Here is a 25,523-nt window from a genome sequence, read left to right on the forward strand (position 1 = left end):
AGATATGTATAAGAGACAGGTGTCAGGCCCTGCCGTCAGGATGGCAGGCGGATGGCCGCGCTCATGCGGATGCAGGGAGGGGCGTCGTGATTCCAGAACACAAGATCCAGGAGGTCCTCGACCGCGTGGACATCGTGACGCTGGTGTCCCGCCACGTGGAGCTGAAGAAGGCCGGCCGCGAGTTCAAGGGCCGCTGCCCGTTCCACCAGGAGAAGACGCCCTCGTTCTACGTGGTGCCGGAGAAGCGCTTCTACTTCTGCCACGGCTGCCGTGCGAGCGGCGACGCTGTGTCCTTCATCCAGCGCTACCTGGGCAAGACGTTCCAGGACGCGGTGAGGGATTTGGCGCAGGAGGTGGGCATCGACCTGGAGGCCGCGCAGGACCCGGGCCTCAAGGAGCGCCAGCAGGTCAAGGAGGCCACGGATTTCGCCGCCGAACACTTCCGTTCCCTCCTCTGGGAGGACGGGGGCCGCTCCGCGCGGGCCTACCTCGCCAGCCGGGGCGTCACCGACGAGGTGGCCCAGGGCTTCGGCCTGGGCTGGGCGCCCGCGGAATGGAGCCTGCTCGCCGACCGCCTCCAGAAGAACGGGATGCTGGAGTGGGGCCTGAAGGCGGGCCTCATCACGAAGCGCAACAGCGGGGAGGGCTGCATCGACTTCTTCCGCAGCCGGCTGATGGTGCCCATCCGCGCCCCGGAGGGCCGGCCCATCGCCTTTGGCGGGCGGCTGGTGGCGGCGGAGGACGGGCCCAAGTACCTCAACTCGCGCGAGTCCCGGCTCTACAACAAGAGCGAGACGCTCTTCGGCATGGACCAGGCGCGCGACGAAATCCACAAGCGCAAGACGGCGGTGCTCGTGGAGGGCTACTTCGACTGCATCGGCCTGCACCAGGTGGGCGTCCGCCACGCGGTGGCCCTGTGCTCCACCAACCTCACCGCCGGCCACCTCCAGGGCCTCAAGCGCGCGGAGGCCCGCGACCTGGTGCTCCTGCTGGACGGGGACTCGGCGGGGCTCGCCGCCGTGGAGCGCCTGGCCGGCCCCCTGCTCGCCGCGGGCGCCCCCACCCGGGTGGCCCTCCTGCCGCAGGGAGACGACCCGGACGTGTTCGCCCGCCGGGAGGGCACCGACGGCGTGGAGAAGCTGCTGGAGGGCGCCCAGCCCCTGACGGCCTACCTCTTCGCCACCCTGCTGCCCACGGGCAAGCAGGCGAGCTTCGAGGAGAAGATGGCCGCCCTGGAGCGGCTCAAGCCCGTCACCGCCCAGGTGCCCCCGGGCCTGACGCGCTCCACCCTCATCAGCGCGCTGGCGGGGCATTTCGGCTGGATGCCGGCGCAGATTGAAACGTCGCTCCAGTACAAGCCGCCTCCCACGCCCAAGCCCGTCTCCGGGCCGGGCGGCGTCCCCATGGCATCCCAGGACGTCCCCCGCCCGGTGCCCAAGCCCCAGGCGGAGCGCCCTCCCCCGGAATCCGAGTGCCTCTACGTGGCCGCCGTGCTCCGGGAGCCCCGGCTGCTCACCCGGGATGTCTTCCGCGTGTGTGATGAGTTGTCACACATGGGGCTCAGGATGGTCCTGGCCCAGACCACCTCCGGGCAGGGGGTGGAGGAGGCGCTCTTCGAGGCGACGGAGGTGGTGAAGCGAGCGCTCCTGGAGGCCGGCCGCCGGCTTTCGGCCGGGGGTTCGGAGCTGGAGGGGGAGTTCGTCCAGGTGTGCCGCGACATCATGGTGCGGCGGATCGACGAGCGGCTCGTTTATATAAAGCGAGCTACGGAACAGACGCCGGGGGCTTTTGATTTGACAGAGGAGACGCGGCAGCTGCTGTCCGAGCGCAAGGAGCTGCTGGCGCTCCGCAAGCGCGTCCTGGACGAGCTCAGGCCCGCCTCCTCGGGAACGGGAACAAAGGCACCAATGCAACCGGTTTGAGTTCGCGTTTGTAAGAAAGCTCGACTTTGCGGTAGATCGGCCGGCTCGCCCAGGCCAAAGCACCTGATTTTCTTAAGGAGAAGTACCCGAATGCCGACGCAGAAGCCCTCCAAGGCATCCGTGAAGCCCACCAAGAAGAAGGTGGATCCGGTGATCCGCAAGAAGAAGGCACCGGAAAGCCCTGTGGCGAAGGTGACGAAGGCTGCGGATGCCGAGGAGAAGGAGCTGGTGGCGAAGGACGCCACCGCCGAGGCACCCGAGAAGATCAAGAAGAAGAAGGGCGTGGCCGCCCTCGCCGACGACGTGGACCCGGAGGAGGCCGCTGAAGAGGCCGCCGCCGCCGTCCAGGTCGACCCCGACGCCGTCGAGGACGACGTGGAGGAGGACCCGGTCGCCGAACGCAAGGAAGTGAAGGACCTGCTCGCCGCCGGCCGCGAGAAGGGCTTCCTCACCTACGACGAGGTGAATGACGCCCTGCCCGCCGACATCGTGTCGTCCGATCAAATCGACGACGTGATGAGCATGTTCGGCGACAACGACATCGAGATCGTCGACGCGCAGAAGGCCGCGCAGTCCAACGAGATCAAGCCCACCGTCGCGGTCGAGGAAGAGAAGGAAGACCAGGACGAGGACGAGAAGGACGAGGACGACGAGCCGGGTGGCAAGTCCAACGACCCCGTCCGCCTCTACCTGCGCAAGATGGGCAGCGTCAGCCTCCTCACCCGCGAGGGCGAGGTGGAGATCGCCAAGCGCATCGAGGAGGGTGAGAAGGAAGTCCTTCGCGCCCTGCTCGCCTGCCGCGTCGCCGTGGCGGACATCCTGGACATCAGCAACCGCCTGAAGACGGGCAAGCTGCGCGTGCGCGACGTCATCAAGGACGCGCCCGAAGAGGCCCAGTCGGAGAACGCGGAGGAGGCCGTCGAGGAGGTCTCCGAGGCCGAGGCTCCCGCGCAGCTCGCGCAGAGCGAGCTGAACAAGATCGAGCAGATCTCCAAGCAGATCGAGCGCTTCCGCAAGTTCGCCAAGGACTGCGAGGTCCTGGAGGAGGAGCTCTCCGGGAAGAAGAAGCTCACGGAGGTGCGCAAGAAGGAGCTGAAGCAGGAGGTGAAGGACCTTCGGACCAAGATGATGGAGGTCCTGGAGGAGATGCGGCTGAACAAGAAGCAGGTGGACCGCATCGTCGTGAACCTCAAGGGCCTCATCGAGCGCGTGGAGAAGGCCGAGGAGGAGCTGGGCGACCTGGAGCGTCGCTACAGCGTCTCCATGAAGGACCTGCGCCCGCAGCTGAAGGAGTCTCGCGAGAACCCGAACATCGCGAAGAAGCTCCAGAAGCAGCTCAACTTCACCGCCGAGCAGCTGGAGGTCCTGGACCGCGACGTGCGCACCGCGGTGCGGAAGATCAAGCGCGTGGAGGAGGAGGCCAACCTCCCCGTGGACGCCCTGCGCCGCAACTACGACGCCATCCGGCTGGGTGAGAAGCGGGCGGAGCGCGCGAAGAGCGAGCTGGTGGAGGCGAACCTGCGCCTCGTGGTCTCCATCGCGAAGAAGTACACGAACCGCGGCCTGCAGTTCCTGGACCTCATCCAGGAGGGCAACATCGGCCTGATGAAGGCGGTGGACAAGTTCGAGTACAAGCGCGGCTACAAGTTCTCGACGTACGCCACCTGGTGGATCCGTCAGGCCATCACCCGCGCCATCGCGGATCAGGCCCGCACCATCCGCATCCCGGTGCACATGATCGAGACCATCAACAAGCTCATCCGCACGAGCCGCTACCTCGTGCAGGAGATTGGCCGCGAGCCGACGCCGGAGGAGATCGCGGAGAAGATGGAGCTGCCGCTCGACAAGGTGCGCAAGGTCCTGAAGATCGCCAAGGAGCCCATCTCCCTGGAGACGCCCATCGGCGAGGAAGAGGACAGCCACCTGGGCGACTTCATCGAGGACAAGAGCCTCGTGTCGCCCGCGGACGCGGTCATCAACATGAACCTGGCCGAGCAGACGCGGAAGGTGCTCGCCACGCTCACGCCGCGCGAGGAGAAGGTCCTGCGCATGCGCTTCGGCATTGGCGAGAAGAGCGACCACACGCTGGAAGAGGTGGGCCAGGACTTCGAGGTGACGCGCGAGCGCATCCGTCAGATTGAAGCCAAGGCGCTGCGCAAGCTGCGCCACCCCAGCCGCTCCAAGCGCCTGCGCTCCTTCGTCGAGAGCTAGACCGCATTCCTGAGCTGTCCTGAAGGCCCCCGCTCCCGCGCGTCGTGGAACGGGGGCCTTCTCGTTTTCACCCCGAGGTCTCCGCGTGCCTCCGAAGAAGCCCGCTGCTCCCCTGCCCTTCTCCGAGACCGTGATGCGCCAGGTGCGCTCCATTCCCCGGGGCGAGGTGCGCTCGTACGCGCAGGTGGCGCTCTACGCGGGGCGGCCCGGCGCGGCGCGCGGCGTGGGCCGGGAGTTGAAACACCTTCCGGGACAGGCCACGCAGGTGCCCTGGTGGCGCGTCATCCGCTCGGACGGGACGCTGGCGCCCCCGGTGGCGCACGAGCAGGCGAAGCGGCTGCGCGCGGAGGGCGTCACCGTGGCGCAGCGCGGGCAGGTGTTCCGGGTGGCGCTGAAGGACCGCGAGGACGGCTGACGGCGAGTCCTTGCCACGGGCGCGCTCGCGGGGAGATAGTCAGCCCGCGCCGCGCGAGGATGTCTGTCACGTCTGGCGTTGAAGACCCGAGGGGGCCCTTAGCTCAGCGGTTAGAGCTGTCGGCTCATAACCGATTGGTCCCTGGTTCGAATCCAGGAGGGCCCACTCCCCTTACCCCCGCACAGCGCCTCGGGAAGCTCCCCAGAGGCGTGAAGTTGCCCCGGTTTCGTGGCGTCCCTGGAGGGGAGCAGCAGTGGCGTCCCCAGCCGCGCCGGTGACGAGCGCCGACCTACCCGCGAGCCATCGCGCGGAGTCGTGATGCTCATTGGCTCTCCTTGGGAAAATAGGGACGCAGGCCGGCGGCGGAGACGGCGTCGAGTATTCGATCAGGCAGGATGCGCGCCAGAAGAGTGAGCAGTGCCGCGTCGCGGCCGATGGTGTAGCGAATGCGCGGCTTGCGCGCTGTCACGGCCTTGGCGATCACCTGTGCCGCGGCGTCAGCGGACACGCCCGACCCGGGCCCGGTGAACGCCGCGGTCTGCGCGGTGATGGCTTGAACCAGGCCGCCATAGCGTTGGCTCAGCTCGGGCGGCATGGCCGAGGCGAGCTCATTGGCGGTGGCGATCACCCGGCCGGGCATTTCCGTGCGCACCCCGCCCGGCTCGACCACAACCACTCGGACGCCGAGCGGAGCGACTTCACGTCGCAAGGAGTCACTGACGGCTTCGAGCGCGAACTTTGTACTTGCGTAGGGACCATAGGTGGGCCCGGCAACCTTGCCGCCTACGGAGCTGATGTTGACCACGCGCCCCTTGCTGCGGATCAGTGCCGGCAGGAGTGTCTGGGTCACGGCGATGTGGCCGAAGAAGTTGACGTCGAACAGGCGTCGCCACTCATCGATGGCGAAGGCCTCGAACGGTACGTTGACCCCGACGGCGGCGTTGTTGACCAGCGCCCGCACGGCCCGGCCCCGCGGGTCTGCGTGCACTCGAGCCGCCAGCGCCCGAATGTGCTCAGGGATGGTGATGTCGAGGATCAGCGGCTCAATCCCCGGCCCCCGAATTGCGTCGGCGTCCCGGTCGCGCCGAACACCCGCGAGGACATGGAACCCCCGCCCGGCCAGTTCGCGCGCCGTGGCCGCACCGATGCCGGTGGATGCACCGGTGACAACGACGAGCTCTTGGATTTCACCTGACGCGGTCATGACCTTGAGCCTTTCTTCGACGAGCGAGGAGCGAAGCGCGCCGCGAGGAGCTGCGTCCGCTGCTCGAGCACCTCCATCGGGGGCTTGTCGGCGAGCAAACCGTCGAGCGCGAGCAAGAAGACCTCGGCGCTCGCTTCGTCGCCCAGGATCGCGGCGACGCACTCGAGCGCGACCTCCTGGTAGAGCGCCTCACCCTCGGGGTCGATCAGCTCACAGGCCTCGAGGAACGCGCTCCCCATCGGTGCCCCGACCATCTCCGCCCAGGGTTCGAACACCATCAGACGGCAGAAGCTGAGCAAGCGCTCATAGGCGCTGCCCGGACCGTTCGCCGCCTGCTTCGCCGCGGGGTGTCGAGAGACCAGCCAGTCCACGAAGACGGCCCGGTAGATCTCCTCCTTGTCCTTGAAGATCCGGTAGAGGAGCGTGCGCGAGAGCCTGGCGCGCTTGGCGATATCCTCGAACGACGTCTTCGCGAAGCCGAAATTGAGGAAGCACCACCGCGCGGCGACGAGGACCCTCGCGCGCCGCGCGGCTGCTTCGTCATCTGTCATCGTCGCCGGCATCTGCACATCGTGACAATCAGCGCACTTACTGTCAATACGCTCCAAAAAGACTCGGGCAGCTTGAGCGCGCCGTTTCACCGGGCTTCCGTCACTGCCAGGACGGTTCGACGTCGTGCGCGCTCACGGTGTTCGTCAGGTTGGTGAGGGTGCCGTTGACGGACCGCATGAAGATTTCGCCACTGCTCGTGCCGCCCGGGAGGCGCTCGAACACCAGGGTATCGGCAGTAGGACTGTAGGCCGGGCATTGGTCGTCCTCCGGCCCGTTCTGCAGCGCGACCAGACCCGTCCCGTCCGCGTTCATGGAGTAGAGGTCCCGCTCGAACAGGCCCTGCACCGAGATGCTCGCGGTGAAGGCAATCTTCGTCCCCGCCGCGTTGTAGACCGGGAAGAACGAGGTCCAGTCGGAGGGGCCTTCATTCAGCCTCACCAGTCCTGTCCCATCCACGTTGATGCGGTAGATGCCCCGGAAGGGAATGTCCGACGTGCTCAGCGCCTCGTAGCCGAACACGACCTTCAGGCCATCGGGGCTGAAGCTCGGCGTGAGGTAGCTGCCGGAGCCTTGCAGGTCCGTGGCCAGGAGGGTCCGGTGCTCGCCGTTGGCGTCCATCAGGTAGAGGCTGCACCGGGAGGCGCAGTGGGCGAAGACGATGCGCGTCCCGTCGGGGCTGAAGGCAGGCTGTTCGTCATCACCTTCCCAGTTCGTGAGCCGCTGCATGTTGCTGCCGTCGATGTTGGCGGCGACGATCTCGAAGTCGCCAAAGTACGGGGACGTCTGGCCGTAGTCTCGCTGCCAGACCACCCGGGTGCGCGCCTTGTTGAGTTTGGGGCGCCGGTCCATCACGAGGTCGCTCGTGAGGCGGGTCAGCACGGTGCCATCGGTGCCCATCACGAAGATGTCGTAGGTGTTGATGGGGTGGGCGGGGTCGCTTCCCCGGTTCGACGCGAAGGCGATCTTCGTCGGCGGTGGGCAGTTGGGGAGGCACGTCTTCGCCGTGACGTCGTCCTCCGCGACCTCTTGTTCAGGGTTGGAGACACCACACGCGGCCGTCAGCAGGACTGCTCCAAGGATGCAGCTTCTTCCCATCATCATCGCACTGGCTCCCAGCTGTGGTTCAGGTTCACCGTGCCAGCCCCGGCCCAGGTGGACCGGGACGGAAGGGGCGAACATGACGTCGACAAAGCAAGGGCAGGGCCAATCCACGTTCAAGGCCGCTTCCCCTGGAGCGACCTGTGAGGACGGTAAGTCCTGCCGCGATCCGGCGCTTCGGACCGGCAAGAGTCGCCGTTGGCGGTTGGGTTTGCCCTTCCATCCCCGCCGGTTGCGACTTCCTCCGGGTCAGTCGCGTGGCTCCAGGATTTCATCCAGGATCGCCGGTGTGCCCTCGACCCGCCGCAGCCGGGGGTAGCGCAACCCCCCATGCCAGGGAATGAGGGCGGAACGGGTGGCCGTGCCCTGGCGCCAGGAGAGCCGCAAGGGCTCCTGGTGCGCGGTGGCCTTGACGGCGTCCTTCAGTCGTTGCGCGTCGTAGGGGCTCCCGTTCACGGCCGTCACCACCGCGCCGGGCAGCAGGCCCGCCTTGAAGGCAGGCCCTTCCCAATCCACCCGGAGCACCTTGCCGTCCTTCGCGAGCATCATGCCGAGGGAGTCGCCGAGGTCCACGTTCCCGCTCGCCGCCTCGGCCCGCCGGACGGCGTCCGTGGGTTCCTCGCTCCAGGCGAGCGTGTAGCCGCCTTGCGTGATTCCACCCAGGGGCGGGGCGTCGCGCGTCTCTTCAATCCGGGAGCGGAAGAAGCCTGACCAGTCATGGGGCAGGATGTCATTGAGCGTGGTGACGATGTCTTCCAGCGTGTACGTCATCGTCACCTGGCTGCCCGCGCGGACGCCGAAGAACGCACGAGCGAAGTCATCCAGCGACTTGCGGCCGCCACTGCGCTCCCGGAGCAGCGTGTCGGCCTCCAGCCAGATCAACGCACCCTCGGAGTAGGCATCGAACATGTCGCGCTGCCAGCCCTGCCAGGAGAGCGGCTTGCGGCGCTGCACGACGGCGTCATTGGTCACGTCCCGGAGCGGGCGCCAGCGCCGGCCGGGGCGGCTGGCCATGGCCGCCGCGGTCGCGGCCCAGTCGTCGAGCGCGTCCTCCCGCGTCCACAACCCCGCCCGGGTGGTGAGCACGTCCTGCCAGTAGGACGTCAATCCCTCGAATACCCAGAGCAGTGAGTCGCGCTCCGGCGTGTTGAAGTCCGGCGTCCACATCTCCGCGGGACGGCGGAACAGGCCGTTCCACGAATGAACGAACCCATGCGCCAGACGTCCACGGCGCTCGGGCCTGTCCTTCCAGGTCGTGAAGAAATCGGCGGGCACGGCGTTCTCACCGGAGCGGAGGTGTTCGAAGTAGCTGGGGCCGAAGCCGTCCGACAGCCAGACCATCAGGTCGTAGTGGTCGTAGTGTTGCGAGCCGAAGAGCCGGTAGGCCTGTTGCACGAGTGCCTGGTAGCCCTGGACGAATTCGGGAGGCGGTTCGAGCCCCGCGGCGTCGTCGGCGACGATGTTCACGTGGACCGGGACGGGATCGTCGCTCAACAGGATGCGTTTGAAGGCACGGCCGGCAATCACAGGTGAGTCGACCAGCGTGTCCAGCGTCACCGGCTGGAACCGGACCTCACCACCATCCCGTCGGGCGACGGTCAGCGACGTGGCGAACTCCCAGGCGGGCGGCAGCTTCACGCTGGCCACATAGGTGATGCGCCGGGCGTAGTGGCCCGCAGGATACAGCACCAGGTTGTGCCATTGCAGGTCCAGCATCGTGGACGTGGCCACCACCGGGCCCACGCGCGGCTCCGTGGCGCCAAGGAACTGCGAGTGCACGTCGATGGACGTCACGCCGGCGGGGATGTCGATGTGGAAGGCCGCGACCTGGACGGCGTCGCGGGTCCAGGCAATGACTCTCTTTCCGGCCTGGACCTTCAGCCCCGCGAGTCCTTCCAACCGACCGGTGGGCCCATGATCCCCCGGAAGCCACTGCGGGAAGAACAGCGTCAACCGCCTTCCGGGCGCGACCGGGAGGGTTTCCTTGACGCGGAAGACACCGCGCGCCGCGTCGGTGGCGTCGACGTGCAAGCGGATGGTGCCGGGGAAGGGCGTGTCACGCGGCGGCTCGATGGGCGGCGGCATGGGCGCGGGTTGGGGCAGCGGCCAGGACTGGGATGCGGAGGGTGCCTGAGCGTGCGCCGCCGTCGAAACCATCCAGACGGCCACCGTGGCGACAACACATGGCATGACCCTGACGCTTCGAGGATGGGCGGGAGAGGCCGGCATGATCCGCGTCGTATCCCGGGCCCGTCTTGCCGAAAATTCCGAAGTCTGGAAGCCTGGGTTCGAGGAAATCGAACGATGCTCCCCCGGATCAACCTGGACATGGATGTCTTGCGGACGTTCGTGACGGCCTTCGAGCTGGGCAGCTTCGCCCGGGCCGCCGCACGGGTGGGCCGTTCTCCGTCAGCGGTGAGCTCCCAGCTGCGCAAGCTGGAGGAGCAGGTGGGCCGCGCGCTGGTCGAACGCTCCGGGCGGGGGCTGGTCCTGACCGAGGCGGGAGAGGTGCTGCTGGGCTGCGCGCGGCGGATCCTCGAACTGAATGATGAGACCGTGGACGGCCTGCGGGGCAGCGAGTTGGAGGGCGAGGTCCGCCTGGGGTTGCCGCAGGACTTCGCCGAAACCTGGCTGCCCCGGGTGCTCAGCACCTTCGCGCGCGCGCATCCGGCGGTGCGCATCGAGGTGCGCACCGAGCGCAACGCCCACCTCGTCAACCACGTCATGACCGGCAAGCTGGACCTCGCGCTCGCCTGGAGCGGTGGGGCTCGCGGCTGCAGTGAACGCATCGCGGAGCTGCCGCTCGTGTGGATTGGTCAGCCTGGATGGCAGGTCACTGGAAGCCGCAGCCAGCCGCTGCCGCTCATCGCCTTCGAAGCGCCCTGCGTGTTCCGGGAGGCCTGCACGACCGCCTTGGACCGGAAGGGGCTCGCCTGGCGGATCGCGTTCGCGAGCCCGAGCCTCGCGGGCCTGTGGGCGGCGGCCGAGGCGGGGCTGGGCGTGACGTTGCGAACGGCCTTCGGCCTGCCGAAGACGCTGGCCGTGCTGGAGCCCCGCGCCTCGGGCCTGCCCGCGCTCGGGAGCATTCCGGTGCACCTGCTCAGGGCCGAACGGGAGCCGAGCAAGACCGTGGCCCAACTGGCCGGCATCCTGCGTGAAGCGCTCGCGCAGGAGCTGACGACACCCCGGCGGGCGCGGCCGCGCGGCGGGGGCTGACGCCCGGCCGTGGATCTCTCGTCATGGGTTCTGCCCAGCCCACTCGCGGCGTCCTCTGCCTCATCGGCTCCTTGGGGGCCACTGCCTGGGGCGCCACCCTCACCTCCTCCTCTCCTGCTTGGGGGAACGCCCCACGCTGAGCGAGGGTTTCGGGCGCCGTGCGCAGTTCACGCATCCGTCACGAAGCCGGCCCGTCGTGAAGGCGAACATGCTTGGTTGTCAGGGGCCGGGCTCATTCCAGAAGGAAGCCACATGCGTTCGACCTCCGCCTCATGCAGCCCCTCGCTTCACGCCTCGTGGCGCTACGGGACAGGGCTCGTGCTGGCCCTCTGCCTCGTCGCGGCCACCGGCTGCGGCGAGGACGACGTGGATCCGCTGCCGCCGTCCGAATTCCAGCCTGACACCGCGGCGCTGGATGTCCTTCCTGGCGTGTATCCCAACGCCGTCGACCTGACGGGTGCGGGAAGCCTCGACGTCGCGGTGCTCGGGGATGAGACCCTGGCCGCCGAAGAGCTGTTGGCCGAAGAGGCAACGCTGTCCGCCCCGGAAGGCAAGGCGAAGGTGCGGGCACTGGCAGCCGGCACCGCGCGGGATGTGGATGGGGATGGCCGCCTGGATGCCATCCTGAGCTTCTCCCTGCCCGAGTTGAAGGCGGCTGGCGTCCTGACGCCGCGAACGGCCCAGGTCGTCTTCAGCGCTCGGACGCGCGGCGGCGCCACCGTCAGCGCGCGGGATTCGGTCCATGACGTCCACCACCCGGTGGTGCGGCTCCCGCCTCCCACCGGTCCCCATGCGGTGGGGACGTTGGAGGACGCCTGGACCGATGAGGCGCGAGAGGAGACGCTCACCCCCGCGTCCGGCGACAAGCGCGAGCTGAAGGTGCGCTTCTGGTACCCCGCGCGGGCCCGCCCCCAGGCACAACCCGCCTCCTACTTCCTCACGTGGCGCGAGGGCGAGCTTGTCGCCGGGACGCAGGGGCTGCCGCCGTCGTTCTACAGCTTCTTCTTCGCCGGTGCGGCTCGCGGCGTGCCCCTGGCCGACGGGGAGGAGCGGTTCCCCGTGCTGCTCTTCTCCCACGGCTACGGCATGGCGACGGCGATGTACAGCGGGGTCGCGGAGGAACTGGCGAGCCAGGGCTACGTGGTGGTGGCCATCTCCCATCCCCGGGGAGGCGGCCCGCTGGTCTTCCCGGACGGTCGCGTGGTGGATGAACTCGTCCAGCTCTCCCCTCTCGACCCGGCCCTGAACACGCGCGTCCAGGCCCAATGGGCGGCGGACGCGCGGTTCGTGCTCGACCGGCTGACGGCGCTGGACTCCAGCGACCCGGCGGGGCGCTTCACCGGAAGGCTGGACCTGGGCCGCATCGGCGCGTTTGGCCACTCCTTCGGCGGCTCGGCGGCGGCGGAGCTCTGCCGCACGGATGCACGCGTCCATGCGGGACTCAACCAGGACGGCACCTTCCACGGGGACCTGGAGGTGCAGGTCCAGGTCCCCTTCCTCGTGATGAACAGCGAGGGCGCGGAGGGCGACTCCAGCCGGGACCGCTTCTTCCAGCATCTGGGCGCCACGGGCTACGACCTGGACCTCCAGGGGGCCGGCCACATCACCTTCAGCGACCTCGTGCTCGCCCTGCCCCTGATCCGCGTCGATTCGCCGCAGGCGACCGCCAGCGAATACGCACTGGGCACCCTCGACGCGCAGCGCTCCTTCACCCTGGTGAACACCTACGTGCGCGCCTTCTTCGACAAGCACGTGCGCGCACGCCCCACGCCCCTGCTGGACGGGCCCTCCGCCGAGCACCCGGAGGTGGAGCTCGTCGTGCACCTGCCTTGATGGGCGCCCGCCTCCCGAAGCTCGCTCCGCTCCGCCAGCGTCGGATGCCGCCCTCCGTTCGCCCGGGCCACCGGGATGTCCTGTGCGCCGGGAGCGGGCGCGCCATCCTCTGCGTCCTTGAGCACAGTGGACCGTTCATCAGGTCGGTGTTCAGCGAAGACGCCGTGGCACACCCCATGACGTACTGGCCCGCGTCGTACGCGCCGCCCCCATCGTAGGACGGACCGGAGGCCGGCCTCGGAGGCCGTACCCGCGCCCAGCGACGGACATTGTTGGGGGTGCCGATTCGCTCAACCCTCCGGCCCATGGGCTTCGAATACGTGATTGCCGGCCGACGTGCGCTCCCTCCGCACGATGCCCCGTGGGTCTACGCGCCCGAACAAGCTGACGACGAGGACGACGAGGACGACGGGGGCACGGAGCGGTTCGACGAAGGCTCGCTGGATGCCTGCGAGATCCTGCCCGAGAACAACGAGGAGTTCTTCGCCGCGGTCGAGCGTCTGGTGGGCTTCATCCCCGCGGTCGTGATTACAATCGATCCTGCGGCGTGGGAGGCGAGCACCCTGGTCGCGGAGGTGCTGGCGGACGCGCTCGACGGCGTCATGTACCCCGGCGCGGGAGCCCGCTACCTGCGCGTCACCGAATCCAGCGCCATGGCAACATGGCGGCGGACCCGCCCGGTCAGAACCGTGGCGGTGCATCGTCTGAGCGACCGCCATGTTCAGAATCGAGACAGAGAAAGAGTTTCTGCGCGCGTTCCGTTCGCGGGACCGCAAGTTCGTGGAGCTGCCCAAGGGCACGAAGTTCCCCCTCTTCATCCGGGATTACTTCGCCTGGGTGGACCCCTATGGGGTGCGCGTCTTCCTGCTGTTCACCGCACCCGGAGGCAGGCAGCCCACAGGCATCGCCTTCCGCCGTGATCATCAGGGGGACAAGTCCCTGGTGCCCCAGGTGTGTGATTGGTGCCGTACTTCCGAGGCGGAGATCGGCCTGCTCACCACGGATGTCGACTCGAAGCGCCGGGTGGGCGTGAACCTCTGCATGGACCTGCGCTGCGGCGAGCGGCTGGAGTCCGTGGCCAACCTGTCCGGTCGCAGCGTCCTGGACGACACCCAGCGGCTCGTTGAACGGATGGCCCGCTTCGCGAGCGAGGCGTTGGGCCTCGAGCCCGGCTCGGACGCGTGAGGATGCGGGCGCTCAAGCCCGCCGCCCCCTCCAGGAGTTTCTCACCCCAGCTCGCGCAGGTGGTGGCGGAGCCGCTGCGCCAGCCGCTCCACGGTGGAGTGCTGGAAGAGGACAAAGACAGGAAGCGGGCAGCCGCTGGAGCGCCTCGGGCATCTCCCGCCAGAAGTCGGGGCCCATCGCGTTGCCCTTGCCCGGGCCGGCGTAGCCGCGGCGGCGGCAGGAAGGACGCGGCGGCGGCGCTGGGCATCGGTCTTCGCTCGCTGTTCCGCTACCTGGGCGGGGGGGACTGACAGGCCGCCTCCTCTGGAGGGTCTGTCCGCGTGCCAGTCCTGGCACGTTTCCCCCCGCGTCAGGCCCTCGGAGGGTCAGGGTCGTCATGCAACCCCTTGGAATCGGGGCGATCCGGTGTCTCGTGAGGCTTCGGCACGCACGTTGCGATGGGGTTGCCCCGTGCACGCTGGCGGAGGGCCGCCACGGTGCGAACGAACCTCATGGAGACGAACATGAAGCATGTGCTGATGGGATTGTTCCTGGCGCTGGCGGTCGTGGGTTGTGGCAGCACGAAGGACGATGACAGCGAGGGGCCGGACGGCAACCCCAGCGAGCAGAGCGCGGAACTGTGCGGCACGAGCAAGGCGTGTCCCTCCGGGCAGTTCTGCTTCAACGGCCTGTGTGCCCTCGGCTGTCAGACGAACGCCAACTGCGCGGCGGACCAGTACTGCGACGCCGAGGACACGGGCACGCTCGCCTCCTATTGCAAGAGCAAGAAGGTGGCGACCTGCGATTCCGACAGCCAGTGCCAGAGCAACCAGCGCTGCATCGAGGGCCTGTGCAGCCTGACGCCTCCGGCCAACCCGCCCACGTGCGACCCGAACACCCCCGACTTCAAGGACGGCTGCGACACCTATGCGGTGTGCCTGGACCCCGATGACCAGGGCTCGAAGCAGCCGTACTGCGCCAGCTTCCCGCCGTGCCCCGAGGACGGCGTGTGCCCGACGGGCCTGGGCGGCGCGGTGTGCAACGACGGCTACGTGGCCAACAAGGGCCGCTTCTGCATGCAGGGGCTCTGCCGTGACAACTCGAACTGCCCCTCGGCGTGGAGCTGCGTGAAGCCCGTCTCCGCCTCGGTTCTCGGGTTCTGCAGCCCGGGTGACTTCGGCTTCCCGTGCGCGGAGAACGCCCAGTGCAAGAGTGGCCAGTGCTTCGCCGTGCCGGGCGTCATGGGCACCTGCATGTAGCTGGTGAAGGCGGCCTCGTGTTCCCCAGTAGGGAGCATGGGGCCCCTGGCGTTGGGGGCTGCTCTTCGAGCGACCCTCGGCGTAGAGTCGCCCGGGCCTTGGTGATGCGCCGCCTTCTCCTGCTCTCGTTGTTGCCCGCGCTGGTGCTGCTCGTCGCGCCGGGCTGTCCGCTCGACATCCGCGTCCGCTGCGACGACTCCCAGGGCTGTTCCCAGGGGCAGGTCTGTGTGCGAGGTGACTGCGAGCCCATGGATGGGGAGCGGCTGGGGGAGGCCTGTGGCGCGGATGCTGAATGCGGTCCGGGGCTCACCTGCGGCACGGGCTTTCCGGGCGGGTATTGCCTGCTGGCGTGCTCCGAGGAGAGGTCCTGCCCGCCAGGAAGCGTGTGCGCGACAAGTCTGGGGCAGTGCCTGCGAACCTGTGGCGAGGCCTGTGCCCGGCCGGGGTACGGCTGTGGGCCCGTGCCCGATTCGTCCGGCTCCCTGAGTGCCTGTCTGCCGGTGACGACGCCGACGGATGGTGGCTGCACGGGCACGGGATGCGTGAAGCCAGATGGAGGCTGCACGGGGACGGGGTGCGAGGTACCGGACGCTGGATGTTCGAGCACGGTGGTGGTGGGAGGGACGTGCTCGCGGGCGTGCGAGTGCGCGGAGGCCGCGGCGGCCTGTGAAGGCGGGAAGTGCACACTGACGTGCACGTCGGACTTCACGTGTCGCGACGAGCGACGGTGCACGGATGCGCACTGTGTCGTGGGGCCTCGACTGGGAGAGGCGTGCAAGGACTCCTTCGACTGTCCCAGCTTCGCCCAGTGCCCCAGGGAGCGACTGCGGTGCGAGGAGAAGTGCAACCCGGTGGGGGGTGGCCTCTGCGAGTCGGGCTACCAATGTGCCCCGGACGGACTGTGCGTGCGGGAATGCTCGGGCACTCCGTCGTCGGTGGGAGAGGTCTGCGAGAACTCGTTGGACTGCGCGCCGTGTAGCGTGTGCCTGTCGTCGGGGGCTGCGCCGCGGTGTCGGCAGCCCTGCCGGCTGGACCGGGATTGCCCCGGGGGGGCGCCGGGTGCCTGCGAGCTGGTGGGGGACACGAAGGCCTGTCGGCTGTCGCCGTAGTCCGCCCGGGTTGCTCGCGGGAGCGCGCTCCCGGAGAATGCCCGGGTGATGATGGGTGAGGTGCTTGCGGGCCGCTACCGACTCGAGCGGGAGTTGGGGCGTGGGGGAATGGCCACGGTCTTCCTGGCCACGGACCTGCGGCTGTCGCGCCCGGTGGCGCTGAAGCGGATGCACCCGGGAGGCGGTACGGGTCGCGCGGAGCGCTTCCGGCGGGAGGCCGAGCTGGCCGCCTCGCTCCATCATCCCAACGTCCTGGAGGTCCATGACTACGGCGAGGATGGGGCCCATGGCCCGTTTCTCGTCTGCGAGTGGGTGCGGGGCGAGGACCTGCGCTCGCTGGCGGGGAGGCTTTCGCCGGTGCCGCCCGAGGCGGTGATGGTGCTGGGCTGGGAGCTCGCCCGGGCGCTGGCGGCGGCGCACGCGCGCGGCATCGTCCACCGCGACGTGAAGCCCGACAACGTGCTGGTGGCGGAAGGAGGGCCGCTGAAGCTGGCGGACTTTGGCCTCGCCGCGCTGGAGGACCAGGAGCGCCTCACGAGTACCGGGGCGGTGACGGGCTCGTTGCCGTACATGGCGCCCGAGCGCATCGACACGGGCGCGTACTCGCCCGCCTCGGATGTGTACGCGGTGGGGGTCATCCTGTTCGAGCTGTGCTCGGGCACCACGCCGCATGCGGGCAAGGGCGCGGCGCACCTGGCCGCGTCGGTGATGACGAAGGATGCGCCGTCGCTGACGGAGGTGGTGCCGGGCACGCCCGAGCCGCTGGCGTCCCTGGTCGCGCGGTGTCTGGCGAAGGATGCGCGGGACAGACCGCGCGACGGGGCCGTGCTGGCGTTGGCGCTGGAGGCGTTGCTCCAGCGAGGGGTAGGTCCGCCCGCCGACGTGGCTCGGGAGTTCCTGGGAAACCCGGTGGCAGGTGCCATCCGATGGCGTCGGGCTCGCTTCGAGCGGTTGCTGGAGGAGGGGCGCGCTCTGCTGGCGCGCGGCGAGGGGGCGCGGGCCGCGAAGGTCCTCAACACCGCGCTGGTGCTGGAGCCGACATCCGCCGAGGTGGCGGCGCTGTTGCGCGAGCGGCCGAGGCGTTCCGGGTGGAGGACTGGCGCCGTGGGCGCGGGGCTCGTGCTCTGCGCGGCGGCGGTGGTGTGGAGTGGAGGGACGCTCGCTCGACGGAGCGGAGGGATGGCGGGTGGCGCTGCGTCCTCCGGAGTGGAAGTGGCGAGCGCCACCGCGCGTTCGAGCGAAGACCTCGCGGCGGACCGGGTGAAGTCCGCGCGGAGGGCGGTTGAGGACCCTGCCGCGGTGAGGACGCACCAGGGCGTCGAAGGAGCGAAAACGTCGCGTGGCGCGGAGTCCTCGTCAGGGAAGGCGTCCCCGGAAGCGGCGCCCGTTGAGGGCTCCTCCATCGGCGAACTCCTTCATGCGCCCACGCCTACGGGCCAGGTGCTTCCTGCCCCGAGGACGGAACTCCGGAGGCTGGACGCTTCGCGGGGACTGGGGCGTTTGGCGAGAAGCGGCGCGGATGACCCGGTGCAGCCCTCCGTTTCGAGAGGGCGTTCGGAGGGAATTGATTCGGCGAAGCTGGCCGTATCGTCCCTGCCGACAGGGCACTCGGCGGGAGCCGGGTCCACAGGAGCCGCGCGGCCCCCGGTACCGACCACGGGTCCGGACGTGGGAACCACCGTCCCCGCGCGTCCCGCGGTGCTGAAGGTGACGGCGCGCCCGTGGGCAGAGGTGTTCGTGAACGGCGAGAGTCAGGGCTACACGCCTCGCGTGCGTGAACTCTCGCTGCCAGCGGGGACCTACCGACTGCGCTTCGTCAATCCCCTGTGTGACGAGGTCGACCAGGAGGTGACGCTCGCGCCGGGGGAGACCGTGACGCGCGACGTGGTGTTGTCACTGCGCAAGGCGGAGGTGCTCATCCTCGCTCCCGTGGGCGCGCGGCTCTTCGTGGACGGCCGAGAGGTGGGCGTCGCGCCCCTCTCCGGTCCGGTGGTGGTCGAGCATGGACGACACACCGTGACGGCACGCCGAGCGGGTGCGCCTCCCTTGCTGCGAGAGGTGGACGTGGTCGCCGGTCGTCGTCTCGAAGTGGCGCTGGACGTGACGCCGTGATGGGCGCGGCCTTGATGATGATGGTGGTGCTCGCGGCGTCCCCGCTCGATGGCGCGCGCGGTGCCTACCAATCCGGCGAGCTGTCCCAGGCTCGCGCCGAGCTGGAGTCCCTGCTCTATCCGCTGCGGCTCGACGGAGATGCGCTGGAGGCCGAAGCGCACCTGTTGCTCGCGGCCACCTACCACGCGCAGGAAGAGCTGGCCCGCGCGGAGGACGAGGTGGTGCGAGGGCTGGCCGTTCACGGCGACCCGGTGCTGGACCCGCTGCTGTATCCGCCGGACTTCCTCGCCTTCGTCGAGCGCGCGCGAGCTCAGCACCCGACACGCATCGCGGAGCTGAGCGCCGAGCGACATCCTCGGCTGTTGCCGCCGCCCACCGCCATCGTCGACCCCCTACGCAAGGACGAGGTGCCCACCCCGCCGGCGCTGACCCGTGCCTGGTATCTGGCGCCCTTGGGCGTGGGGCACTTCAAGCACGGGCGCTCGAGGATGGGCACGGTGCTGGCGGTGACGCAGGGGGTGGGACTCGCGGCGGCGGGAGTCTCCCTGGGGACCTCGCTCTCGCTGCGCGGGCCGGACGGCCGCTACAGCGCGAGCGACGCGGGGACGGCGCGGACGCTCAACGTGACGTACCTGGTGGGGGCCTATGCATTCGCGGTGGCCTATGCGTATGGAGTCCTGGATGGGATGGTGTTGACGCCCGCCCCCTCCAGCGCGCAGATGCGATTGGCCGTGCCACAGCGGAAGTAGGCGGAGTCCCGACGTGCCTCACGCCCGCTGTCCCATCCGGGAGCAATGACGTCGGCCGCAGGTCCCTGCCCTGCCCTTTCTCTTTCCTCAGAAGTCGAAGTTCCAGCCGGCAAGATGTTGCAGGTCGCGGGCGCCACCGAATGGGAGGCGTTCCGGCACGGGCTGGTCGTGCGCGGGGGCGGGCACATCGATCGCGATCCGTTTGACCCCGGGGGTCTTCTCGAGGCCGCTGCACCAGCTCTGCCAGCGTTGGCCATCCCGACGATCACGGAACGCGGTGCCTGGCAGTTGGTCGGCCGTGGGAGGATTGGGGGACAGCAGGTCGAGGTATTCCATCCGGCCCCGCACACTGCCCCGTTCATCGGTGCGCACCTCGTGGCAATAAGCGGCACCCCACAGGTCTTCGCGGTAGCGGACGGCATACACGCTGCCCGGAGTCGGCGGGCCTGGAATGGATTGGGGCCGGGGGCTGGCCGGGCTGCCTGCCTTGCGGCGCCCCGCGGGTCTTGCCGGCGGCGGCCATGTCCCAGGGGCGAAGCAGGCGCGGCCTCCCCACATCCCGCGGGACGGATTGCCAGGACCGCGCCCCCACTGCGTAGTGTCCTGGGAGGGCGTCATGCCCGCTCATCACCCCAGGGGGGATCATGAGGAACATCGGCATCATTGGAGCGGGCCAGGCGGGCCTGCAGCTTGCCTTCGGCCTGCTCGCGAAGGGCTACTCCGTCACCGTCTACTCGGACCGCAACCCCGAGCAGCTCTTCAACGCCCGGCTCGCCGCCACCACCTACCTCTTCGGCCGCGCCTACCAGTACGAGCAGGAGCTGGGGCTCGACTTCTGGCCAGGCCCGGGAGCGTCCGCCCAGGGTGGCGACCTCGACATCTGCATGGCCCCCGGGCAGCGCGCTCTCAACGTGCGGGGACGCATCCTCAACGCGGGCAAGGCCCTGGACCTGCGGGCGAAGTACTCGCGCTGGCTCGCGGAGTTCGAGCGGCGCGGCGGCACCGTGGTGGTGCGCGACGTGGACGTGGAGGCCCTGGAGGCGCTCGCCCCCCGTCATGACCTGGTGCTCGTGACCGCGGGCCGCAACAGCTTCATGTCGCTGTTCGAACGGGATGCCGGGCGCAGCCCCCATACACAGCCGCAGCGCAACCTCATGGCAATGATTGTCACCGGCATGAAGCCGCTGCATGAGACGCCCTACCCCGCGCTCAAGTTCATCCTGGCCGCGGGCCACGGCGAGTACTTCTCCATGCCGTACTTCGACCGCATCCGCGGCCCCCTGCACTGCATCCTGCTGGAGGCCATCCCCGGCCAGGGATTGGATCGCTTCCGCGGCCTCACCACCGCCCGGGATGCGTTGGCGCGGATGAAGGACGTCATGCACGACTTCTCACCGTGGGTGGAGGACCGGCTGAAGGACGCCGCCATCGTGGACGAGTCGTCCTGGCTCACCGGCGCGTTCACGCCCACGGTGCGAAAGCCCGTGGGACGGCTCCCCTCGGGCCGGGCCGTGATGGGGCTGGGGGACGTCGTGATGCTCAACGACCCCATCGCGGGCCAGGGCCTCAACAGCGCATCGAAGCAGGCCCACTGCGTGACCCAGGCCATCCTCGCGCACGGGGACCAGCCCTTCACCCCGGACTGGATGGACCAGACCTTCGAGCACTTCTGGCGGACCGAGGGCCAGTACATCACCGGGTTCACGAACATGCTGCTCCAGCCGCCTCCGCCGCACGTGATGCAGTACCTCGGGGCCGCCTCGAAGGTGCCGGCACTGGGCGACACCTTCTTCGACAACTTCGGAGAGCCGCAGCGCTTCTGGCCCTGGATTGCCAGCCCGGCCGAGACCGAGGCCCGCATCCGGCAGGCGACCGCCGCATAGCCAAGCAATCACAGACGCAGGTTGGGGATGCCTCGCTTGATTCCCTGACGAATCCAGGTCTTCATGCTCAGGTTGCCAGACCTCCCTCATTCGCTGGCGCTGGTGCTGCGCTCGGACGGTACGGTCCAGGCGTGGGGCGAGGCCCGGTACGGTCAGCGTGGAGACGGCTACAGCCAATACCAGACGACCCTGGCGGCGCACCCTTCGCTGTAGTTCCGCGTTCCGGACTCCCGCCTGCGACACACCTTGAAGCCCGGCCCTCCGAAAGACAGAGGGCCGGGCTTCTTCTCAAAGCGCCAGGAGCACATCCACTTGCGCGCTCAGCGCGCGGGCCTCTTCGGGCCTGCCGAGCTGGGTATAGAGCGCCACCGCGTCGCGACGCTCCTGGATTTCGCGCTGGATGAGCACGTCCACTGCCTCCGGGGACAACAGCAGTCGAGGCACTTCCCCACTCCCGAGTCCCTCCGCGCCGCCAGCGATGACACCACCGACCGATGCAGGCGCGACGCTCATGTCGGGCGCCTCGGCATTGTCGATGGCGGCGAGCGTTTCCCGAAGGACCGCCGAGGCGGGTGCATTTCGAGTGCGCAGTGCGTCTTTCAGCGCGGCACGCAGCGTTGCCTTCCATTCATCCACGGTTCTCATACGCATACAGTAGTAGAGAACGCCCATGGTGCGTATCGAGATGCGGGATGAGGTCGGCAGCCTCAATGGAAATGCTGTACTGCCTTCCCGGTGGTCGATTGGAGCGGGTGACGCGTGACAGCTCCCATGTCCGACGCCCGGCGGACCTGCCTTCAACGGCAGGTGGGGGTACCGCGCCTCGGCCTGTAGCTGGGGGAGGGAGCCTTCACGTCCTCCAGGACCTCGCTCCAGTCGAGCGTTTGGGACTCGGCGAGCGTGCCTTCATGGGGCGTGGTCTTGCTGTACTGACGCACGCCCTCCACTCCTTCCGGAGGTCCGATGGGCTCCCCCACGCCAAGCTGCATCGTCTTGCGCGTGAGCTCCAGCTTCAGCGTGTCCCCGTCGAGCGTCCAGGTGCCGTACTTCTTGAAGTCGTCGACGAGGAACTCGAGCACCACCCGGCCGTCTGGACAGAAGTTGTAGGTGTCCAGGGTGCTGGCGTACTCGTTCTCGAGGATGAGGCCCGCGGCGCCGGGTTGCCAGTCCTCGCGCCCGGCGGAAGGCGCTGGCATCGCCGCGCGCAGGCGGCGCTGCAGGGTGGAAAGCTGGGCGCGCTTGTCGGGCACCGCGGCCTTCTTCAGCGCCGACAGCCCCTGCGCGAGCGTGCCGGCCCGGGCCCAGCCGATCAGCCGCGTCTCCGACTGGACGAGGTACCACGTCCCATCCGTGGCCAGCAGGGTGACGGTGCTCCCCGCGCGCAGCTTCGCGACCGTCTCCGCGTCGTCCCGGCGCGTGCGCAGCAACGGGAAGGAGGTGGCCACCTTCGGCTTCAGGCCCGAGGCGTACAGCTCCGGCAGCACGACAATCGCCCCGAGCATCGCACCGTCGTCGACGCTCACCTTCTTCCGGAGCACCCGGGCCGGAATCCAGCCGAGCACGTCCTCCGACTTGCCCGCCACCCCCGCGAGGTACCAGCCTCCATCAACCTCCGCCGGGTCCGGCTTGAAGGCGTGCAGCAAGAGGGCGCGCTCGGGCCCGGCCAGGGCGACGACGTCCGTGCTTCCAGGAGTCTGCTGGAGCGGCACCCAGCCCGGAGGCGGGAGGACGCGGCTCACGGCGTAGAGTTCCTGCGGCACGTCGGTGAAGCCCGGCTGCTTCGCGTCGTAGAGGTACTTGTCGCGGCGCGCCCAGCCGTCCGTCATGGGAACGTCGCAGAGGAGGATGCCGTTGCCGGAGGCGCTCGGTGTCCCGGCCGGCAGCGGCACTTCCTGGAGCGCGGTGCCCTCCTGACGGAAGAGGCGGAAGCGCCCCTCCCCGTGGACGAGCACCTCCCGGCGCTTGTCGCTGTTGTCGAGGTCCAGCACGGTGACGCCGCGCACTCCGGGCAGCTCACCTTCGGCGACGGCCGTGCCAGCGCTGAGACGGAAGGCGCCGGGCTTCGTCACCTCGAGCGTGATGTGCTCGCGCGTGCCGTCGCCATCCAGATCCGCGTCGGCCTCCCTCAGGGGAGAGGACGATGCGGTGGCGGTGAGCACGGCGGCGAGCACCAGGGCGCATGCGCTGGACATGCAGCGACTCTGATGCACGACCGCCGTGCCAGACAAGGCGGCTTGCTGGCGTGCCAACGGCGGGCCCCCGGTGCGGGTCTACCTCCAGCAGCCGTAACCTCCCGTGTTCCGCAGGCCCTCCCGGCCCCTGACGATGACCGTGGGCAGCGGCGTAGGGGTCGTGACTTGCACGCCGGCTCCGGGTCCGGGGAAGGTGCCGTCCCATGGAATCCAATCCAGCCGTGCTCATCATCACCGGTCTGGTGTGCGAGCCCTGGTGCGCAAGCGGATGACAGTCGTGAACCCCGCCCATTCCGGCGCGTGGCCGGGCCCTCGGGTGGCAGTGCTCCACCTCGTGCTGGGCGTGGCCTTCCTGGGCATGGGTGTCTTCGCCACGCTCGTGGAGAATGGCGTGCCCTGAAGCAGCGGCCCGCCCGCGGCAACCCCGCAGCGTGCGGATTCACCTTGCTTCCGCAAGTACCATTGCCCGGGGTGCTTCGACAGGCGGACGAGGAGGTACTCGGAGTAGCGTGCGTCGTGTTCGGTGAAAAGTGTATAGGGCGCGTGACAGTTCCAGGGGCCAGGGGTGTTCGTCATCCCGATACGACCCCACGGGTGACCGCCGTCACTCCGCCATGTAAGGGGGACCCCCATGTTTCCTGAATCCGGGCTTCGCCACCTCGCTGCCGTCGCGCTGACGACCGTCGCGCCCCTGGCCTCCGCGGCCGGGGCGCCCCCACCCTCGCAGTCCGCCTTCTTCCTGACCCGGAGCGAGAACCGGAACCAGGTCCACTACGCCCTGCGCCTGGATGAGGCCTGTCGCCCCGTGGGGACGCGTCCCGTGCAGGTGTACTGGCGGATGTTGGAGCGCGGGGCCTCGGAGGTGGAGGAGCTGCTGGGGGTCGAGCAACCCGTGTATGGGCTGGAGGACCCGCAGCCGGTGGACGCCACCGCGGAGGGCTGGCGAGTGCGGGTGCGCCTGCGGGCCTTTCCCTCGCGCCCCATCGACATCACCACCGCGCGGGTCGACGGAGAATGCCGGGTCCAGGCGTGGACGAAGCTGGACAACAGCGTCTGTCGACTGGAGCACGTCTTCGTGAAGACGTCCTGGCCCTTCTCGGTCGACTTCGTGCGGCTGGAGGGTGTTGGACCGGATGGGCAGCCAGTCCATGAGCTGATTCGCGAGTGAGGTGGAATTCCCCGCACTCCCGCAGGCGCGACTCCGTGGCGGAATGAGGGCATGTCGTGATTCGATGCCGCTCAACCCCTCAAGGAGAGACACGCCATGAAGAGCTTCCTGGGTGTGCTGACGGTGCTCGTCGTCCCGGTGCTGGTGGCCTGTGGTGGATTGGAGCCTGTCGAGGCGCCGGAGCTGGGGCAGGCGTCAAGCGCCCTCGTCACGTGCTCACAGACCTGTCCGAATGGCTCGACGGTGTCTTGTGAGGGGAACACCTGTTCGGTGCAGGCGGACTCCGTCGAGTGCGATGGCTTCTACAACATCTGTCTCCCATCCACCCCCATCTGTGGGCTGAACAATCGCTGCAGCAAGCTCGCGGGGACCCCGTGTTCGCCCGTTGGCGGGTCGCGGAGTTGCTGTCTGACGGGCCACCCCAATCCCAATTGCTTCTGTACGCCGCTCGGCGTCTGGGCCTGCAGCGCGTTGTGAACTGCCCGGGGCCGTGTGTGCGCCATGCATGACGCGCGTCACGCGGCCTGCCAAGTCCCTGCTGCGTGAGCACTCCACTCCTCACCCTGCTTGCCCTCCTGGGCTTCGCAGCGAACTCGCTGCTGTGCCGTGCGGCCCTCTCGGGTGGCGCGGCGCGCAGCATCGACGCGGGTTCGTTCACGCTGGTGCGGCTTGCTTCGGGAGCGCTGGTGCTCGCGCTGCTGCTGCGGCTGCGACGGGGTGGCCGCGGGGCGACGGGGCACGGGAGCTGGGCCTCGGCGCTCGCGCTCTTCGCGTATGCGGCCGGCTTCAGCTTCGCGTACGTGCGCATCGGGGCAGGCGTGGGCGCCCTGCTGCTCTTCGGCTGCGTGCAGCTCACCATGCTCGCGGCAGGGCTCGCGCGCGGTGAGCGGCCGCGCGCGCTCGAGTGGGCAGGGCTCGCGGTGGCACTCGCAGGGCTCGCGGGCCTCACGCTTCCTGGAGCGAGCGCGCCGGATGCGCTCGGCGCGGGGCTCATGGCCGCGGCGGGCGTGGCGTGGGGCATCTACAGCCTGCGGGGGCGTGGGGCCACGGATCCTCTGGCGGCAACGGCCGGCAACTTCGTGCGCAGCGTGCCGCTGGCCCTGGCACTCGTGATGCTCGCCCGCGCTCTGGACGCGGCCCCACACCCGTCGTCGAAGGGGCTGCTGCTCGCGGTCACGTCAGGCGCGCTCGCCTCGGGCGTGGGCTACAGCCTCTGGTACGCAGCGCTGCCCCACCTGAGCAGCGCGCGCGCGGCGGTGGTGCAGCTGTGCGTCCCGGTCATCGCAGCGGTGGGCGCGGTGCTGCTGCTCGGAGAGGCCCTCACCCAGCGGCTGCTCCTGGGTGGCACCGCGCTGCTCGCGGGCGTACTGCTGAGCCTGCGTGCGAAGCACCCAAATCCGTCGCGCAATCTCAAACGCTGAAACCGCTCCGTGCGG

The 25,523-nt window shown here is 69.1% G+C and carries 23 protein-coding genes and 1 tRNA gene; 17 read left to right on the forward strand and 7 right to left on the reverse strand.

Features of this window, described 5'->3' with window-relative positions:
• Positions 1 to 86: 86 nt before the first annotated feature.
• From dnaG to D7X74_RS04175, 4 genes are all read left to right on the forward strand, one after another.
• The gene (gene dnaG / locus D7X74_RS04160; protein ID WP_120531605.1) at positions 87 to 1,922 is read left to right on the forward strand and encodes a DNA primase; all 1,836 of its coding nucleotides are present in this window, start codon (positions 87 to 89) and stop codon (positions 1,920 to 1,922) included.
• Between the two features lie 90 nt (positions 1,923 to 2,012).
• Positions 2,013 to 4,133 (forward strand): RNA polymerase sigma factor RpoD, encoded by a 2,121-nt coding sequence (gene rpoD, locus D7X74_RS04165; protein WP_120531606.1) that lies wholly within the window; start codon positions 2,013 to 2,015, stop codon positions 4,131 to 4,133.
• An 85-nt stretch (positions 4,134 to 4,218) separates the two neighbouring features.
• Positions 4,219 to 4,548: an MGMT family protein gene (locus D7X74_RS04170; protein ID WP_120531607.1), complete on the forward strand. Its 330-nt coding sequence runs from the start codon at positions 4,219 to 4,221 to the stop codon at positions 4,546 to 4,548.
• 92 nt (positions 4,549 to 4,640) lie between these two features.
• Positions 4,641 to 4,713 (forward strand) — tRNA-Ile (locus tag D7X74_RS04175).
• Between the two features lie 157 nt (positions 4,714 to 4,870).
• Here the strand turns inward: D7X74_RS04175 and D7X74_RS04180 are convergent.
• The 4 genes from D7X74_RS04180 to D7X74_RS04195 all read right to left on the reverse strand — a co-directional run bounded on the left by D7X74_RS04180 (position 4,871) and on the right by D7X74_RS04195 (position 9,592).
• Positions 4,871 to 5,752: an SDR family oxidoreductase gene (locus D7X74_RS04180; RefSeq protein WP_120531608.1), complete on the reverse strand. Its 882-nt coding sequence runs from the start codon at positions 5,750 to 5,752 to the stop codon at positions 4,871 to 4,873.
• Positions 5,749 to 6,315, reverse strand: coding sequence for a TetR/AcrR family transcriptional regulator (locus D7X74_RS04185; protein ID WP_199732729.1), 567 nt, complete (start codon positions 6,313 to 6,315; stop codon positions 5,749 to 5,751). Before D7X74_RS04185 ends, D7X74_RS04180 begins: the two co-directional genes overlap by 4 nt.
• 88 nt (positions 6,316 to 6,403) lie before the next feature.
• The gene (locus D7X74_RS04190) at positions 6,404 to 7,405 is read right to left on the reverse strand and encodes a PD40 domain-containing protein (RefSeq protein ID WP_158620332.1); all 1,002 of its coding nucleotides are present in this window, start codon (positions 7,403 to 7,405) and stop codon (positions 6,404 to 6,406) included.
• Between the two features lie 246 nt (positions 7,406 to 7,651).
• Positions 7,652 to 9,592: a M61 family metallopeptidase gene (locus tag D7X74_RS04195; protein WP_120531610.1), complete on the reverse strand. Its 1,941-nt coding sequence runs from the start codon at positions 9,590 to 9,592 to the stop codon at positions 7,652 to 7,654.
• 114 nt (positions 9,593 to 9,706) lie between these two features.
• Between D7X74_RS04195 and D7X74_RS04200 the strand changes: the two genes are divergently transcribed.
• From D7X74_RS04200 to D7X74_RS04245, 7 genes are all read left to right on the forward strand, one after another.
• The gene (locus tag D7X74_RS04200; RefSeq protein WP_120531611.1) at positions 9,707 to 10,618 is read left to right on the forward strand and encodes a LysR substrate-binding domain-containing protein; all 912 of its coding nucleotides are present in this window, start codon (positions 9,707 to 9,709) and stop codon (positions 10,616 to 10,618) included.
• A gap of 252 nt (positions 10,619 to 10,870) precedes the next feature.
• On the forward strand, positions 10,871 to 12,451 hold the full coding sequence (locus tag D7X74_RS04205; protein ID WP_120531612.1) for a hypothetical protein: 1,581 nt from the start codon (positions 10,871 to 10,873) through the stop codon (positions 12,449 to 12,451).
• 717 nt (positions 12,452 to 13,168) lie between these two features.
• Positions 13,169 to 13,636, forward strand: coding sequence for an FBP domain-containing protein (locus D7X74_RS04220; RefSeq protein WP_120531615.1), 468 nt, complete (start codon positions 13,169 to 13,171; stop codon positions 13,634 to 13,636).
• Between the two features lie 503 nt (positions 13,637 to 14,139).
• On the forward strand, positions 14,140 to 14,874 hold the full coding sequence (locus D7X74_RS04230) for a hypothetical protein (RefSeq protein ID WP_120531660.1): 735 nt from the start codon (positions 14,140 to 14,142) through the stop codon (positions 14,872 to 14,874).
• 104 nt (positions 14,875 to 14,978) lie between these two features.
• The gene (locus D7X74_RS43975) at positions 14,979 to 15,983 is read left to right on the forward strand and encodes a hypothetical protein (RefSeq protein WP_233601958.1); all 1,005 of its coding nucleotides are present in this window, start codon (positions 14,979 to 14,981) and stop codon (positions 15,981 to 15,983) included.
• Positions 15,984 to 16,031: 48 nt separating this feature from the next.
• On the forward strand, positions 16,032 to 18,095 hold the full coding sequence (locus tag D7X74_RS04240; protein ID WP_199741759.1) for a protein kinase: 2,064 nt from the start codon (positions 16,032 to 16,034) through the stop codon (positions 18,093 to 18,095).
• Entirely contained in the window at positions 18,095 to 18,844 is a 750-nt protein-coding gene (locus D7X74_RS04245; RefSeq protein WP_233601966.1) for a hypothetical protein, read from the forward strand. The genes D7X74_RS04240 and D7X74_RS04245 overlap by 1 nt, the downstream gene beginning before the upstream one ends.
• Positions 18,845 to 18,931: 87 nt before the next feature.
• On the opposite strand, the gene D7X74_RS04250 is transcribed toward D7X74_RS04245, so the two are convergent.
• Complete coding sequence (locus D7X74_RS04250; protein ID WP_233601960.1) at positions 18,932 to 19,270, reverse strand: hypothetical protein; 339 nt, start codon at positions 19,268 to 19,270, stop codon at positions 18,932 to 18,934.
• Positions 19,271 to 19,488: 218 nt separating this feature from the next.
• Between D7X74_RS04250 and D7X74_RS04255 the strand changes: the two genes are divergently transcribed.
• Positions 19,489 to 20,727, forward strand: a complete 1,239-nt coding sequence (locus D7X74_RS04255; protein WP_120531619.1) for a styrene monooxygenase/indole monooxygenase family protein — start codon at positions 19,489 to 19,491, stop codon at positions 20,725 to 20,727.
• A 63-nt stretch (positions 20,728 to 20,790) separates the two neighbouring features.
• Entirely contained in the window at positions 20,791 to 20,940 is a 150-nt protein-coding gene (locus tag D7X74_RS42910; protein WP_158620333.1) for an RCC1 domain-containing protein, read from the forward strand.
• Positions 20,941 to 21,015: 75 nt separating this feature from the next.
• Here the strand turns inward: D7X74_RS42910 and D7X74_RS04260 are convergent, their stop codons facing one another.
• Together D7X74_RS04260 and D7X74_RS04265 are read right to left on the reverse strand one after the other, a co-directional pair.
• Complete coding sequence (locus D7X74_RS04260) at positions 21,016 to 21,399, reverse strand: GatB/YqeY domain-containing protein (RefSeq protein ID WP_233601961.1); 384 nt, start codon at positions 21,397 to 21,399, stop codon at positions 21,016 to 21,018.
• A 125-nt stretch (positions 21,400 to 21,524) separates the two neighbouring features.
• Positions 21,525 to 22,919, reverse strand: a complete 1,395-nt coding sequence (locus D7X74_RS04265) for an SH3 domain-containing protein (protein ID WP_120531620.1) — start codon at positions 22,917 to 22,919, stop codon at positions 21,525 to 21,527.
• Between the two features lie 277 nt (positions 22,920 to 23,196).
• Here D7X74_RS04265 and D7X74_RS44810 point away from each other — a divergent pair, with 277 nt between their 5' ends.
• The 4 genes from D7X74_RS44810 to D7X74_RS04280 all read left to right on the forward strand — a co-directional run bounded on the left by D7X74_RS44810 (position 23,197) and on the right by D7X74_RS04280 (position 25,508).
• A complete protein-coding gene (locus tag D7X74_RS44810) occupies positions 23,197 to 23,319 on the forward strand; it encodes a hypothetical protein (RefSeq protein ID WP_255424357.1) in 123 nt (40 codons plus the stop codon).
• Between the two features lie 231 nt (positions 23,320 to 23,550).
• On the forward strand, positions 23,551 to 24,087 hold the full coding sequence (locus D7X74_RS04270; protein ID WP_120531621.1) for a DUF4833 domain-containing protein: 537 nt from the start codon (positions 23,551 to 23,553) through the stop codon (positions 24,085 to 24,087).
• Between the two features lie 96 nt (positions 24,088 to 24,183).
• Positions 24,184 to 24,564, forward strand: coding sequence for a hypothetical protein (locus D7X74_RS04275; RefSeq protein WP_120531622.1), 381 nt, complete (start codon positions 24,184 to 24,186; stop codon positions 24,562 to 24,564).
• A 65-nt stretch (positions 24,565 to 24,629) separates the two neighbouring features.
• Entirely contained in the window at positions 24,630 to 25,508 is an 879-nt protein-coding gene (locus D7X74_RS04280; RefSeq protein ID WP_120531623.1) for a DMT family transporter, read from the forward strand.
• Positions 25,509 to 25,523: the final 15 nt, after the last annotated feature.

The sequence above is a fragment of the Corallococcus sp. CA047B genome (assembly GCF_003612065.1).
Classification (GTDB): domain Bacteria; phylum Myxococcota; class Myxococcia; order Myxococcales; family Myxococcaceae; genus Corallococcus; species Corallococcus praedator.